Annotated in this window: 12 protein-coding genes, 4 pseudogenes and 1 riboswitch; of the genes and pseudogenes, 10 read left to right on the top strand and 6 right to left on the bottom strand. The window is 36.3% G+C overall.

The genetic code is table 11. The features are described from left to right. Positions 1–133 precede the first annotated feature (133 nt). On the bottom strand, positions 134–412 hold the full coding sequence (locus AC625_RS21220; RefSeq protein WP_049683082.1) for a DUF1450 domain-containing protein: 279 nt from the start codon (positions 410–412) through the stop codon (positions 134–136). 180 nt (positions 413–592) lie between these two features. Then, positions 593–1,058, bottom strand: a pseudogene (locus AC625_RS25200) (iron chelate uptake ABC transporter family permease subunit); the annotation flags it as partial. 481 nt (positions 1,059–1,539) lie between these two features. On the opposite strand from AC625_RS25200, the gene AC625_RS21210 reads away from it, so the two are divergent. The 5 genes from AC625_RS21210 (at position 1,540) to AC625_RS21190 (ending at position 5,757) form a co-directional block, all read left to right on the top strand. Then, positions 1,540–2,496: an ABC transporter permease gene (locus tag AC625_RS21210; RefSeq protein WP_049683081.1), complete on the top strand. Its 957-nt coding sequence runs from the start codon at positions 1,540–1,542 to the stop codon at positions 2,494–2,496. Further along, positions 2,483–3,439 carry an iron chelate uptake ABC transporter family permease subunit gene (locus tag AC625_RS21205; protein WP_049683080.1) on the top strand — a complete coding sequence of 319 codons (957 nt, stop codon included), beginning with the start codon at positions 2,483–2,485 and terminating at the stop codon, positions 3,437–3,439. The genes AC625_RS21210 and AC625_RS21205 overlap by 14 nt, the downstream gene beginning before the upstream one ends. Beyond that, positions 3,436–4,203: an iron ABC transporter ATP-binding protein gene (locus tag AC625_RS21200; RefSeq protein WP_049683079.1), complete on the top strand. Its 768-nt coding sequence runs from the start codon at positions 3,436–3,438 to the stop codon at positions 4,201–4,203. Before AC625_RS21205 ends, AC625_RS21200 begins: the two co-directional genes overlap by 4 nt. Before the next feature lie 104 nt (positions 4,204–4,307). Next, positions 4,308–5,342 (top strand): siderophore ABC transporter substrate-binding protein, encoded by a 1,035-nt coding sequence (locus tag AC625_RS21195; protein WP_049683078.1) that lies wholly within the window; start codon positions 4,308–4,310, stop codon positions 5,340–5,342. 82 nt (positions 5,343–5,424) lie between these two features. Next, a complete protein-coding gene (locus tag AC625_RS21190; protein ID WP_049683077.1) occupies positions 5,425–5,757 on the top strand; it encodes an antibiotic biosynthesis monooxygenase family protein in 333 nt (110 codons plus the stop codon). A gap of 86 nt (positions 5,758–5,843) precedes the next feature. Here AC625_RS21190 and AC625_RS26165 read toward each other — a convergent pair. The 3 genes and pseudogenes from AC625_RS26165 to AC625_RS27980 all read right to left on the bottom strand — a co-directional run. Then, a pseudogene (locus AC625_RS26165) lies at positions 5,844–6,147 on the bottom strand (IS4 family transposase); the annotation flags it as partial. A gap of 181 nt (positions 6,148–6,328) precedes the next feature. Continuing rightward, positions 6,329–6,592, bottom strand: coding sequence for an NADPH-dependent FMN reductase (locus AC625_RS27985; RefSeq protein ID WP_245645061.1), 264 nt, complete (start codon positions 6,590–6,592; stop codon positions 6,329–6,331). Positions 6,593–6,601: 9 nt separating this feature from the next. Continuing rightward, positions 6,602–6,805 (bottom strand): hypothetical protein, encoded by a 204-nt coding sequence (locus AC625_RS27980; protein ID WP_245645060.1) that lies wholly within the window; start codon positions 6,803–6,805, stop codon positions 6,602–6,604. Between the two features lie 102 nt (positions 6,806–6,907). On the opposite strand from AC625_RS27980, the pseudogene AC625_RS27975 reads away from it, so the two are divergent. From AC625_RS27975 to AC625_RS21170, 3 genes and pseudogenes are all read left to right on the top strand, one after another. Beyond that, positions 6,908–7,143, top strand: a pseudogene (locus AC625_RS27975) (ABC transporter); the annotation flags it as partial. Between the two features lie 927 nt (positions 7,144–8,070). Continuing rightward, positions 8,071–10,062 carry a lipoteichoic acid synthase gene (gene ltaS / locus AC625_RS21175; protein WP_049683075.1) on the top strand — a complete coding sequence of 664 codons (1,992 nt, stop codon included), beginning with the start codon at positions 8,071–8,073 and terminating at the stop codon, positions 10,060–10,062. A 337-nt stretch (positions 10,063–10,399) separates the two neighbouring features. Continuing rightward, positions 10,400–10,966, top strand: a complete 567-nt coding sequence (locus AC625_RS21170) for a YhcN/YlaJ family sporulation lipoprotein (protein ID WP_049683074.1) — start codon at positions 10,400–10,402, stop codon at positions 10,964–10,966. Positions 10,967–11,024: 58 nt separating this feature from the next. Here the strand turns inward: AC625_RS21170 and AC625_RS21165 are convergent, their stop codons facing one another. After that, positions 11,025–12,473: an amino acid permease gene (locus AC625_RS21165; RefSeq protein WP_245645059.1), complete on the bottom strand. Its 1,449-nt coding sequence runs from the start codon at positions 12,471–12,473 to the stop codon at positions 11,025–11,027. A 110-nt stretch (positions 12,474–12,583) separates the two neighbouring features. Next, positions 12,584–12,762: riboswitch (Lysine riboswitch) on the bottom strand. A 142-nt stretch (positions 12,763–12,904) separates the two neighbouring features. Here AC625_RS21165 and AC625_RS26155 point away from each other — a divergent pair. Both AC625_RS26155 and rodA read left to right on the top strand, forming a co-directional pair. Further along, positions 12,905–13,540: pseudogene (locus tag AC625_RS26155) on the top strand (metal ABC transporter permease). 149 nt (positions 13,541–13,689) lie between these two features. Further along, positions 13,690–14,874 carry a rod shape-determining protein RodA gene (rodA, locus tag AC625_RS21155; protein ID WP_049683073.1) on the top strand — a complete coding sequence of 395 codons (1,185 nt, stop codon included), beginning with the start codon at positions 13,690–13,692 and terminating at the stop codon, positions 14,872–14,874. Positions 14,875–14,907 lie beyond the last annotated feature (33 nt).

Raw genomic sequence — 14,907 nt, 5'->3', positions numbered from 1 at the left:
TATTCCTGAAAAGCTAACTTCATCTTTTCATCACAAAACAAAGAGCAAATGCGAGAAGGACCTAGGCATTTGCTCTTTTTGGTAATGAATCGATTATTTCAGTCTGAAAAACAGCTCTTGAAATTCTAGTTTTTTACTTGTTGGCATTCACTTTATCTTTCAGCTGAGCCAATAAATCACCAGAATCAATCCCTGTAATCATGGCACCATTCAGCTTCGCGTAAGCAGACTTCTTACACAGCTTACATTCGCTTAAACATTCATACTCTTTATAGGAAACTTGTGGACTTTTTAAAAATTCTCCATACTCTTCTGTATATTCTTCCTCTAAAAAACGATCCAGGTTCGTTTGGCAGAATTCAAGTGTGACTTTGGTTTTTTTCGTAAATAATTTGCTGATAAATGCCAACATAAAATCTCTTCCTTTATATTAAGCTTTTTCCAGGGAACGTTTACTGTAGCTTGTATTATATCATCCTAAATCTTATCGTGATACTTTGATGATTTTCCTTCAACTACTAAAAAAGGCTAAAAATTAAAAATTCATACTGTTTTGGGTTAATATAATAAAGGGAATACCAGTTTAGCTAAATGAGACTAAAAAATAGAAGATGGAGGCCGCGATAACATGTTTACGCTTATATGATTTAGTAAATTGATATGCGACATTAGCCACCATTAATCCAAAAAATGTGATAGGTCCGACAAGTGCAGTCGATACAGAAGTTAAAATAGCAACTACTATTAATACTCGCTTCATTACATAATCGTAATCGACACCTAAATTAATGGCCTGTGCACTTCCAAGCGACATCACATCTAAATATTTTACAAATCGTAGGAAATAAAGCGTTGTAATAAGCATTAAAATTGCTACTATTAAAAGCAAATCAGTTTTTATATTGTTAAGGCTTGCGAACATTTTGTTTTGAACAATTTGGTATTCGTTTGGATCTATTAATACTTACATGAAAGAAGACAAGCTTGAGAGAAGCGTCCCGAAAATCATTCCTATTAAGTAGAAGGAAGTAGATATTTCGGCCTCCTTCTTTTCTAAACGGCATTATTCCTATTTTATTAAATAGGTCCTAACATTGATTATGTTCTGCCACATAGGACTGTGAAGGTATTGGCTAAATAACGTAGCAATTACTGCGAGCACCGTTAATTTAAACTTATTATTCATATGCCTTTCTCCTCATTAATAGATAATTAAATATCACACTGCCAAATACCCCTACTACAAGGCCAATTAGAATTTCAACTGGATAAATAATCAGTCGGCCCACTATGTCGCGGAATTTTTAATAAGGCCGGATCATTTGCCAAATTCATTGGCTCTTTCATTTCTTGGCTTTTCATTCCTTACTTTAAAAAATTCTCTGTCTAATTGGGTCCATGGCTATGTCGGAAATTCAAAATGAACTTTATAATTATTGATTTTTGGCAATTTTGTGCTTATAATTTATATGTACTCGAGATTGAGAATCATTTTCATTGTTTTACATACTTGAGAATAAATAGAATATGGGGATAAAAATGAGACTGTGGATGTTAATGATCGCTGCAATCATTCTCTCGTGTATCTCGCTATTTGTTGGTGCAATTGATATTAAGCCGAGCGACCTTCTAGATTGGGATTCTGATAAAACACAAATTTTCTTAATTAGTCGGGTGCCTCGTTTAATGGCAATTATTCTAGCGGGGGCGGGGATGAGTATTGCAGGATTAATAATGCAAAGTGTAAGCCGTAATAAATTTGTATCACCAACAACGGCGGGTACGCTAGATGCAGCTAAGCTTGGTATTATTATTTCAATGCTTTTCTTTACAAATGTAACGTATTTTCAGCAAATTATATTCAGTTTTGCATTCGCTTTAGTTGGAACGCTAATTTTCATGCAATTACTTGATCGCATTAAATTTAAAGATGTAATTTTCGTACCGCTAATCGGGATTATGTACGGAAATATTTTATCGGCGATTTCGACGTTTTTAGGTTATGAAGCTGAAATTTTGCAAAACGTTCAAGCATTCTTCATGGGTAGTTTTACTTTAATCGTATCTGGACGTTATGAATTATTATATGTAGCTGTCCCAGCCATCATATTAGCTTACATATATGCGAATAAGTTTACGGTAGCTGGAATGGGTGAAGATTTTGCAAAAAATTTAGGACTAAGTTATAAAATGGTTTTAAATTTAGGTTTAGTTTTAGTAGCTATCATTTCGACTACTGTCGTACTAACTGTTGGTATTATCCCTTTCTTAGGGTTAATTGTGCCGAATATCGTGTCGCTTTATATGGGGGACAATTTACGTAAAACGATTCCACATACAATCATGCTAGGAATGGTTTTCTTGCTGGCATGTGATATTCTTAGCCGCTTAGTTGTATACCCTTATGAAATTCCAGTAAACCTAACAGTCGCAGTATTTGGTAGTGCGATCTTCTTAGTAATGTTATTTAGGGGGAAAGCATATGCGAAAAAATAGTACAAAAATAATTATATTAGCGGTAATTGCGATAATATTCATTTTGCTTTTTGCTTTTTATAATATTCGGGGCGGTTTTGATTATGCCTTCCCACGTCGTTTAGTACGAATTGGAGCAATGGTAATCACTGGGATAGCAATATCATACGCTACAATTATGTTCCAAACAATCACTCATAACCGAATTTTAACGCCTTCTATCATGGGGCTTGACTCGATGTATGAGGTCGTACAAACCGTTATTTTTTTCGCTTTAGGTTCGGCGTCTATTTTTGTTGTAGACCGTTATTTAAACTTTGGAATGGCAATTATTGCAATGATTCTTTTTGCGTTAATTCTATATCGATTCTTATTCCGAGCGGATAAATATCCGATCTTTCTATTATTACTAGCAGGAATGATTATCGGGACATTACTTGGAAGTTTAGTGAATTTCCTCCAAGTAGTGATAGATCCAGTTGAATATTTAAGTTTACAAAGCCGATTATTCGCAAGCTTTAATAACGTTAAGTCAGAGTTATTGTATCTTTCCATGGTGATATTAGGGGCAGCTTTCATCTATGGTAAAAGAATGTTAAGTGATTTAGATGTGATGTCTTTAGGTCGTGATGCGGCAATCAATCTAGGTATAAACTACGATAAAATGGTGCTAAAAGTATTAATTTTATCATCCATTTTGATTGCAACTTCAACTGCACTTGTTGGTCCTATTACATTTTTAGGATTAATCGTGTCGAACGTAGCCTATCAATTTATTAATACATATCGACATTCAGTTTTAATTGTAGCATCCAGTTTAATAAGTATTATTGCATTAGTAGGCGGACAGTTTTTGGTATTACACGTATTCCATTTAAATACGACAATTAGTGTCATTATTAACTTTATCGGTGGTATTTACTTTATTTACTTACTGCTGAAAGAAAGTAGGGCTGCAGGATGATTGAAATCAAAGGTATAACAAAGTATTTTGGCAAAAATCCTGTAGTAGAAGATGTAACAGTGACAATCCAACCAAAAATGATTACGTCATTTATCGGGCCAAATGGTGCTGGTAAATCGACGTTATTGTCCATGGTAAGTCGCTTATTAGATTCTGATACAGGTGAAGTCCTTCTAGATAAAGGTAATGTTAAAAAGATGAAGTCTGATGCATTTGCAAAACGAGTGGCCATTTTAAGACAATCCAATCATTTAAATGTTCGCTTAACAGTTCGAGAGCTAGTGTCATTTGGGCGTTATCCGTATTCAAAGGGCCGACTAAATAGTGAAGATGAAAAATTTGTTGATCAAGCATTAGAATATATGAATTTAACCGATATCCAAGATAAATATTTGGATGAATTATCTGGTGGCCAAAAACAGCGTGCGTTTATTTCGATGGTTATTGCACAAGATACAGAATATATTTTATTAGATGAACCGTTAAATAACCTGGATATGAAACATTCTGTTCAAATTATGAAAATTTTACGTAAGCTGGTTGATGAATTAGGTAAGACCGTTGTGATTGTATTGCATGATATTAACTTTGCATCAGTATATTCAGATCGTATCGTTGCTCTTAAAGATGGACGTGTTGTGAAAGATGGTCTAACAAATGAAATTATAAATACTGATGCATTGCGGGAAATATATGATATGGATATACCAGTCCAAGAACAGGACGGGTGTCGTATTTGTGTATTCTTTAATTCGCATTCGTAAACTTATAATTTAGAAAATGAGTTGACCTATAATTTTTACATGTTATAATGATAATGATTATCAATATCATTATAACAAATAAAGGGAACGGGAGAGAATAAAAAATGAATAAATGGAAAATTTTAGCTGTAACAACTATACTATCTTTAGTTTTAGCAGCATGTGGATCAAATGAAGAAGCAACAACAGATACACCTGAAACTAATACAGAAAAGACAACTGAAGGAACAGAAAAGGCTACTGAAACTTCTGCATTCCCAATGACAGTTGCATCTTTAACTGGTGAAAGAGAAGATAAAGAAGCAGGAACAAAAACAGTGTTTGAAGATGTTACTTTAGAAAAAATGCCAGAACGTATTGTTACTTTAGACTTTGGTTTCTTAGATAATCTTGACGCTTTAGGAGTGAAGGGCGTTGTTGGTCTTCCTAAATCAAATCTGCCAACAGACTTAAAAGAAAAATATTCTTCTGACGAATATGCTGACTTAGGTACTTTAAAAGAAATCGATTTCGAATTAGTAGCATCACTTAAGCCAGATGTAATTTTCATTTCTGGTCGTCAAGCTCCAATGTATGAACAATTAAAAGAAATTACTCCAAACGTAATATTCGTTGGATCTGATAATGAAAATTATATTAACGGTATTAAAGAAGGCGCAGAACTTGCAGGGCAAATTTTCGATAAAGAAGAAGAAGCTAAAGCTCTAAATGCAGATTTAGATGCAAAAGTAGCAGAACTTCAAAAAAAAGCTGCAGGCTATGAAAATGCATTAGTAGCTATGTATAATGAGAAGAAAATTGCTGGTTTCGACAATGGTCCAGATTCTCGTTTCGCTTATGTATATAATGACTTTGGATTCAAACCAGTAACTGAAGGTATTGAGTCAAGTGCACATGGTTCTGATTTCAGTTATGAGTCAATTTTATCAGCTAACCCAGAAGTGTTATTAATCATTGACCGTAATGCTAATGACGATGATGCACTTAAGACAGATATTGAAAACGACATTATTAAACAAACTCGTGCTTACAAAGAAGGCAAAATCGTTTACCTTTATGGAGGTAACTGGTACTTCGCAAGTGGTGGCGTACCAACTGAAATGGAGAAAATTCAAGAAATCTTAGACGAGTTAAAATAAGATTAACATAAATATTTGACTTCAGAAGAGCAGGCTGTCCATTAAATAGGACAGCCTTTACTATAATTAAGGGGGAAGACAGATGTTTGTTCAAATTCGTAAGTGGACAATTACTGAAGGAAATTCAGAAAAGATATTAGAACGTTTTAAAAAGAAACCCGGCCAAGGCCCATCATTAGTGGAACAAAGAGAAGGTTTTATTAGCCGTGAGCTACTTGTAAAAAATATACGTCGTGGGGAAGAAGAAGTAATTATGATTATCCGCTGGGAGTCTGAAGAGGCTTGGAAAGCTTGGGAAAAGAGCCCGGAGCATATTGCTGGTCACAAAGAGAAGATTAAACAACATGGTGGTAAACCACCAAAACCAGACTATATTATTAATATGGAGCACGGTAACTACACTATAGTAGAATAAGTACCAGACGTTCTCTAGAAGTGTTTTAACTTTTTATTAAGACTCTATAATCCGAACATATTCCCTAGACTTAAATGGTTTATATAAGCGTGATCAAAACAATGAGCAAGTAATTCTACCTTTTTCCTACGATTTCGGTCATATACAGAATCATCAACAATCAACACTTTAGGACGATTTTTATTGACGCGAAACCTTTGAATCGAGAAGAGAAAACCAATTTTCATGTTGGAAAATCAAGTGAAAGACTAGCTGGAATAAAAATGCATAACTGGAACCAAAGGATTTTTTAATTCCTTCTTGTCGTAAAAGCTTATTGATTTCAAGATCAGAAAAAACAGAATTAAGTTCTTTTGGTAGTTGATTGTTTTGATTATTTTGGTCTATCATATAGCGGGCACCTCTTCTATTTGGTAGTGTTTTCTAGTCAATTACACTCTACCAAAGAACTAGGTGTTTTTCATTTTTACTTAGGTTGTCAAGTAATATATGAGATAGACCCTTAGCTCAATACTTCCAACAATTCATTAGCTATTCCCTATACTAATTCTTCGGCTAGTGCAGCCAGTCTCTATTCCACATCGCCGTTCACAATCACGTTTTCGATATTAAAGCATTCATTGCTTACAAAGACATTTTTCGTTGTAACATGCGATTTAAAGTATGAAAGAATCGGCCGCAAATGGTTTTCTGCTACAAGCATATGTATATTGGAGCCTGCAGTAGAAACATAATCAACAATCTTTCCTTCAAAAACGATAGTTGGCAAATGATCAAACAGATTTTTTAAAGCGCCTGTTAAGGAAGACTGATAGACAGGTGTCGCAATAACCAAAAAATCAGCTTACATGATTTTGTTAATGACCGTTCGTGTGTCCTCATTGTATGCATCAAAAGGTCTCCCATCGACAAACTCCACTTTATAGTCTTTTAAATCAAGAAGCTCTGTCTCAATATGTGGATGTTGGCCTGCTTTCGTTAGCACCTTATTTACAGAAATAGATGTTTTTTCCCCGATTAATGCCCCTGATATAGCTAATAATTTCATGATGATCCTCCATGCTAATCAGTATTATTGCGTTAGTTGGGGGGCAAATGTTGGTCGAGAGAGTCCTTACCTTTTCGACAACACTGGGTATCATCATTCACTAACTTCGAATACATTGTCGAAAAAAATCCTGATTATTTATTCGTCGTGGATCGAGATGCAGTTGTAGGTGATGGAGCTGCTGCTAAAACAACGATAGAAAACGATTTAGAAAAGGTACAAAAGCTTTCAAAGAAGGGAATGTCATCTATTTAGACCCTGCATACTGGTACCTATCAGGCGGTGGACTTGAATCTGTTCAGGAAATGGTGAATGAAATTGCTGAAGGTCTTAAATAATTCTAAAAAACAAAAACTAAGAATGTCTTAAAGGGACCGACCCCGTAGCCTATAAAGGATAAAGCGTTAGTTTAACGATCTAATTCTTTATAGTAGCTGCGGGGTCTGGTCCTTTGCACGTAAGACAAACTTAGTTTATTTTTTTGTTGTGAACAGGACTTTTTTTGATACAAAGAAAACTGGAAGAAGTTTTTAAGTGGGATCCTCAATTTGCCTGTCCGTATCAAGCGTAAACAGCCATCCTCCACAAAAAACCAACTTCTAATCGAGATTCCCCATCATATACTTGTCGGTTTAGCGCAGATTGTGCCGACTTCGACGTTTACCACAGAACGTGTCGATTCTTAGTCGAAGTTCCTAATTCAGTACTTGCGCTTATGTTTAGCGCCTGTAATTTAGTGGAAAAAATAAGGAGTTTGTGATATAATGGAGAGATTCAAATAAGGAATACTGTTACATTCATCATTCTAATAGATGCTAAGTTTACTCTCTTTTCATTCGGAACTTTGTAAAGGGAGTGTAAAGGCCACTAGAATCACCATGGTATAAGGAATGGATTGTGTCTGCATTTTCACTTGGAAAATAAGGAAATGAAAAAAGGTAATATTTAATGGAAGTTCATGTGAAAGTCCGTTATAGTAGTAATTGTGGCGTTGGCAATAAGTAATAATTTGTTATTTTTTTTGGATCGTGTTCATATGATAATGAGTATTTAGCACCTTTCATTGTCTAAACTGGATTGTTACAATTTCTTTACAATAGATTATTAAAGGGAATAAATGGTTAATTGCGCACCGAATCTTGACTTATTGAATGAACGTGTTATTATGAGTTCTATGCCCAAAATGCCATTTATTTAACAAGGTAAATAATCAGGATCTGCTTCATCGGTTAAGGCTCAGATTACTAGATTAGTAGAGGTGAAACATGAATAATTTTCTTAAAAAGGGTCAAAGCATTTTACAAACTAAACTTCTTAGCTTCTTCTTAATAGCAGTTACATTATTTTGGATAAAAACATATATTGGCTATCAGATGGAATTTAATTTAGGGATTGATAACAAGCTTCAATCGTTTCTGCTGTTAATTAACCCGATTAGTTCAGCGATTCTATTCTTTGGAATAGCATTGTTAGCCAAGGGGAAAAAAACATATAAATGGGTGATTCGATTAAATTTCATTTTATCAGCCATTTTGTTCTCTAATATCGTTTATTATCGTTCTTTTACTGACTTCATTACTTTACCAACACTTACCCAAGCATCAAATTTTGGTGATTTAGGTCCAAGTGTAATGGCATTATTCAAGCCGCATGATATTTTGTATTTCTTGGATACAATCATCTTGATCGCATTATATTATTCTAAAGCAATCAAGCCAAGTGAAATTAAAATGAAACGCCGCACGGTTGCTATGGTCTTCCTTGCTGGGATTGCTATTTTCTCAGTAAACCTTGCATTAGCGGAAAAAGATCGTCCACAACTACTTACTAGAACATTCGACCGTAATTATATTGTTAAATATTTAGGTATGTACAATTATATGGTCTATGATGCTGTACAGAATACGAGAACATATGCACAGCGAGCGACAGCCAATAGTACGGATACTGCAGAGATTGTCAATTTTACAAAGGCTATGTATGCTGAGCCAAACCCTAATTATTTCGGTGTTGCAAAAGGGAAGAACGTAATCTATCTTCATTTAGAATCCATGCAGAATTTCCTGATTGATTACAAACTAAATGGAGAAGAAGTGACACCATTCTTAAATTCATTAGCACATAGTTCAGATTTTATGTATTTTGATAATTTTTTCCATCAGGTTGGTCAAGGTAAAACATCTGATGCAGAGTTTATGCTTGAAAATTCATTGTACGGTTTGCCACAAGGTTCAGCATTCACGACACATGATCAAAATACGTATCAGGCTGCACCAGCTATTTTAGGTCAAAAAGGATATACGTCTGCTGTTTTTCATGGGAACTATAAGACATTCTGGAACCGCGATAAGATTTATAAAGCACTTGGGTTTAATCGTTTTTACGATGCAAGCTATTACGATATGAATGAAGAAGATACAATGAGCTATGGCTTGATGGATAAACCATTCTTCAAAGAATCCATTCCGATGCTTGATAAGTTACCACAGCCTTTTTATACGAAATTCATAACCGTGTCACATCATTTTCCGTATTCAATCGATCAAAAGTTAACAACAATTGGACCTCATACAACGGGAGATAAGTCAGTAGATAATTACTTTCAAACTGCCAGATATGCCGATGAAGCACTTAGAGAATTCTTTACTTATTTAAAGGAATCTGGCTTATATGATAAATCCGTTATCGTGATGTACGGTGACCATTATGGAATTTCAGAAAACCATATGAGAGCGATGTCTCAAGTACTTGGAACTGAAGTTGGTGAATTTGAAAATGCGCAACTACAACGCGTACCTTTATTAATTCACGCTCCAGGTGTCCAAGGTGGCGTCAATCATACGTATGGTGGGCAAATAGACTTAATGCCGACACTTATGCATTTATTAGGCGTTGAGACGAAAGAATATGTGGAGTTTGGTTCAGATTTATTGTCTCAAGATCATCACCAGATTATTCCGTTCCGCAATGGTGATTTTGTTACACCATCTGTAACTTCTATAAAAGGAAAATACTATGATACCAAGACAGGGGAATTAATCGAAGAAACGGAAGAGATTGCTGCGGATAAACAACTTGCGCAAAAACTACTTCAGTACTCCGATAAGGTCGTGAATGGAGATTTATTGCGTTTCTATACGCCTAAGGATTTCACGCCAATCAAACCTTCTGATTATAATTATAATAACGAAGAAAATAAAGAAACTCCGGTGGATAATAAGGTGGAAGCACCTACTCAAGAAACATCTGGAGAATGAGGGAACAGGCAGGAAGATGAATCTTCTTGCCTGTTTTTTTGTGTGCAGAAGATTTACTGTAAAATACGATAACTGGGGGCTCCGGCGCGCAAATCGCAAATCTCGCTCGAAAAGTGCTAGTTCTGGCGAGAAATCCCTTCATTCTGGCGCGTAATTAGGGAAATCCGGCGCGCAAATTTGATTTTCGGATTGTAATGCTTAGAAAGAAGGTAAATGAAGGAAACAAGTCCAATGGTTTGCTTGGAAATATTTGTTTTAGGCTATTTATTTCGTTCATTACATATTTCATCTTCTCTGACGAACACTAAATTTGTAATAACTAAAAAGGAGTGATGGAATGAAGAACGCAATTATTGCAGGTGGAATAATAGCAACACTATTTGTTGGAGGGTGTACAGCCCACAATGCCAATCAGGGAACTAAAAAAACAGGTGTGAATAACCCAACAGATGTAAGTTACAACCCAACTATGAATCCTAACGGGAATTATGACGGGAACTATAATGTAAACTACAATCAGAACAATGGAAACTACAACCGGAGCTATAATGTAAGAAACAACTCTAATAATAACATCCGAGAAGGAAACTACCTTGCTATAGAAGTCGATAAATTGCCAGAAGTGAATAGCTCTTCAGTAATGGTAATGGGAAACAGTGCCTATGTTGCAGCTGAACTGTCAGACTTAGGGGGAAGAGAAAGGGCGAATATTATAGAAAAAAGAATAGCTGATAAAGTGAGATCAGTCGATTCAGGCATTGCTAATGTGTATGTGTCCTCAAATCCAGATTTTATTGATCGTATGCGAGGATATTCTAATAATGTAAGAAATGGCCATCCTATTGCTGGTTTTGCCAATGAATTTAGTGAAACCGTTAAACGTGTCTTTCCGTCTGCACACTAATGGATGCCTTGATCTAAAGAAGGTGAAAAAAGGAGCCGAAAATGCCGGCTCCTTTTCCTCATTTGTTTTCAAAATCACAGTCTTTTAAAGGGATTAATTTTGTTTTGTTTTTTACTTTATAGACGAGCCAAACGATTAAGAATAAGGGTAAGCCAATATAGGAAACGAGTACCCCATTCCAATCAACACCGCTTCCTGTAAAGGCTTGGTAGTTTTGACCTAATATAATGAAAATACATAGAAACAGTGCTAATAACGGACCGAGTGGGAACCATCTTGCCCGATATGGAAGATCTTTAATGTCGTGTCCCTGTGCGATATAGGCTCTGCGGAAGCGATAATGGCTGATGGCAATTCCAAGCCAAGTAACAAATCCAGCCATCCCTGATGCATTTAACAACCAAATATAAACCGCACCATCGCCGAAGAAAGTTGTTAAGAAAGCAAGTGACCCAACTAAAGTGGTGGCGATTAAGGCATTAACGGGTACGCCTCTTTTATCCAATTTCCCTAAGAACTTTGGTGCTTTACCATCACGTGCTAAATCCCAAAGCATACGAGTAGAGGCGTACATGCCTGAGTTACCTGCAGACAAGACGGATGTTAAAATGATGGCGTTCATGACGGATGCAGCGAAGGCAAATCCTGCGCGTTCAAAAACGAGTGTAAACGGGCTTACGGAAATCGCTTCACTCATTAATCGTTCATCTGTGTACGGAAGAATCATCCCAATGACAAAAATAGATAAAATGTAAAAAAGAAGAATTCGCCAAAATACAGTGCTAATTGCTTTTGGAATATTTTTTTCTGGCTCTTCACTTTCTCCAGCAGCTACGCCGAGTAATTCCGTACCTTGAAAAGAAAAACCAGCTGCCATGAAGATTCCAAGAATGGCGAAGAATCCGCCATTAAACGGTGCATCCTCGATTGTGAAGTTTGTAAAGCCAATTGATTCTCCGCCCATAATGCCAAAAATCATTAAAAATCCAGTAACAATAAAGATGATGACTGTTACAACTTTAATGAGTGCAAACCAAAACTCTGCTTCTCCAAAGCCCTTAACAGACAAATAGTTGAAGCCAAACATAATCGCGAGTGCAAGTGCGCTCCACATAACTGAAGGACTTTCTGGAAACCAAAATTTCATAATTAGTACAACCGCAGCAAGCTCCGCGGCAATTGTAATTGCCCAGTTATACCAATAATTCCAGCCAATAGCAAAACCAAATGCTGGATCAACAAAATTCGTTGCATACACTTTGAATGAACCAGCTACTGGCATGTAGGCGGCCATCTCGGCAAGACTGGTCATTAAGAAATAAACCATGATGCCGACAGCCGCATAGGCGAGCAGCGCTCCACCTGGACCAGCTGTATGAATAGCGCCACCACTTGCTAAAAATATCCCAGTTCCGATTGAACCTCCAAGAGAAATCATCATCAGATGGCGTGCTTTAAGAGTTCTTTTTAATTGAGTGGGGTTAGATGTTTTGGACGAATTTTCCAATTGTATTGTACACTCCTTTTTATGATGGAAGGTTACATGGTATTTTAGGACAAATAAAAAAACAGCAGTCGAAAAAGATCGACGGCTGTTTGATAAGTCCGTTAAATCCTTCCGAAGATAGCTCTCCACGTTAATAAACGTGACAGTGATGTTCCTATTCGAAAACATCGCCAGTCCGGATATTCAATGATTTATCCAAACTTCGGCAACTTATCCTTTCAAACGGAGTCGTGAATTTCATTGAATCTCGTCCGTTTTACTCTTATAAACTGCAGCCTCTATCCCATCGGTGAATGGGAATATTTAATTAAATATGATTGTAGTATAGTATATTTCAAGTGGACAAGCAATGTTTAATTTTGAAAGGGAAGTAATAATTAGACAAGAATATATGAAACGGGCTACCGATCGTATTTCTCGATTATCTGATTATGCTCCTGCTTGTTTTGGCTGTTGTGATAGGCATTCAAGTAGTAGGTGTCGTATTCACATCATTATTTGCTGTTGGAGTATTGCTCGTAAGTTTATTTACTCAGCAGATTGATTTCGATCTGGAGCATGTTTTATATGGGGAAATCGCCTATGTACCTTGGGATACATGGCAGGTGTTTGGAATGGAAGCACCGAAAGCATTTTGGATTGTTGGTAGTATTTTTTTATTAAATATTTTAGTAGTAACGCTTTTTTTTTAACAGTTTAAAATTGCAGCGATTGGAATCCCGGGCGTTTTCTTTCATTATTTATTAATGGGCATGGTGTCTGTTACGATCGTTGCTTCCTTTGATAGTGTCGGATCCATTCTTGTTGTTGGCATGTTGATTATTCCAGCAACAACTGCGTATATGCTGACGGAGAAATTAAACCGGATGATTCTCATTAGTATGGGGATTGGGGTGTTGAGCACATTAATGGGCTATTACATCGCGGTGATGCTAGATGCATCGATAGCAGGATGTATGGTCAGTGTTGCGGGTGCAATCTTTGGATTGGCTTTTCTATTTTCTCCAAATCAGGGTCTTGTAACCACCTACATGAAGAGAAGGCGCCTTAGCGCAGAAAGACGATAAGTTGGGACTGTGTGGGGAAATATCCAATATAACGATATAGTTGTGATTTTGTCTGTTTACAGTATAATGGATAGGTGTACGAAAGGGATTATTTTCGCAAAATATGCTATAGATCATAGTTCCCTTAATCCTTCTTAGGGGAGAGTTATATGGAATCAAATAATAAATTTTCATCTAGAATTGATTATACATTAGCCTTTTTACTATTTCTTCTGTTTATTACGAGCTGTATTGCGATTTACAGTGCGCAGACATCTGGGCAATATGCCAATAACTTTTTAATTCAACAAGTGTTTTGGTACGCGGTTGGTGTAGGTATTATAGCATCCATTATTACCTTTGATTCAGATCAATTAAAGAAAATAACTTGGTATGCGTATGGCTTTGGGCTTTTTCTACTTTTCTTGCTAGTGATAGCCCCAGATTCATTAGCTCCTAACATAAATGGAGCCAAGAGTTGGTTTGTCATTAAAAAGGTGGGGTCGATTCAGCCTTCTGAATTCATGAAGACGTTTTTGATTGTAGCGCTTGCCAACGTGGCGACCACTCATCATGAAAAAAATCCAATTAAGACGATTAAAACGGATTTCTGGCTGCTATTGAAGCTAGGTCTTGTAACGATGGCGCCGATTATGCTAGTTATGTTGCAACCTGACTTAGGTACTTCACTTGTATTAATTGCGATTTTAGTTGGAGTGATTTTTGTTTCAGGTGTTTCATGGAAGATACTAACACCTATTTTTGCAGGCGGGGCAGCTGTCGCTGGAACGATATTTTATTTCGTTCTATGGCAACCTGATATTTTAGAAAAATACTTAGGAGTTAAGCAATATCAATTTGGACGAATTTATTCTTGGTTAGATCCGTATAATTACGCCAGTTCAACAGGGTATCAATTAACGAAATCATTGCTGGCGATCGGATCAGGACAAACTACAGGGAAAGCATTAGAAGGTGGAATCGGTGCTAGAGAAGTATATTTGCCGGAAAGTCATTCTGATTTCATCTTTAGTGTGATTGGCGAAGAATTCGGCTTTCTTGGATCAAGTATTGTCGTTAGTCTGTTTTTCTTACTACTTTATCACATAACGAAAACAGGGATGGACACGAAAAATAACTTCTATACGTATATTTGTGTTGGGGTAATTAGTATGATTACGTTCCATGTATTTCAAAATATTGGCATGACGATTGGTGTTTTGCCGATTACAGGTATTCCGCTTCCTTTCATTAGCTATGGTGGGAGCTCGTTGATGGGGAATATGATGGCGATGGGCTTGATTTTTAGTATTAGATATCATTATAAGAAATATATGTTTTCTACGGATAAATAAGAAAGCGCTGAAGCTAGACATCAAAACTCGTTC

It is taken from the genome of Peribacillus loiseleuriae (assembly GCF_001183985.1).
In the GTDB taxonomy this organism is placed as follows: domain Bacteria; phylum Bacillota; class Bacilli; order Bacillales; family DSM-1321; genus Peribacillus; species Peribacillus loiseleuriae.
This window is presented reverse-complemented; position numbering and strand designations above follow the sequence as displayed.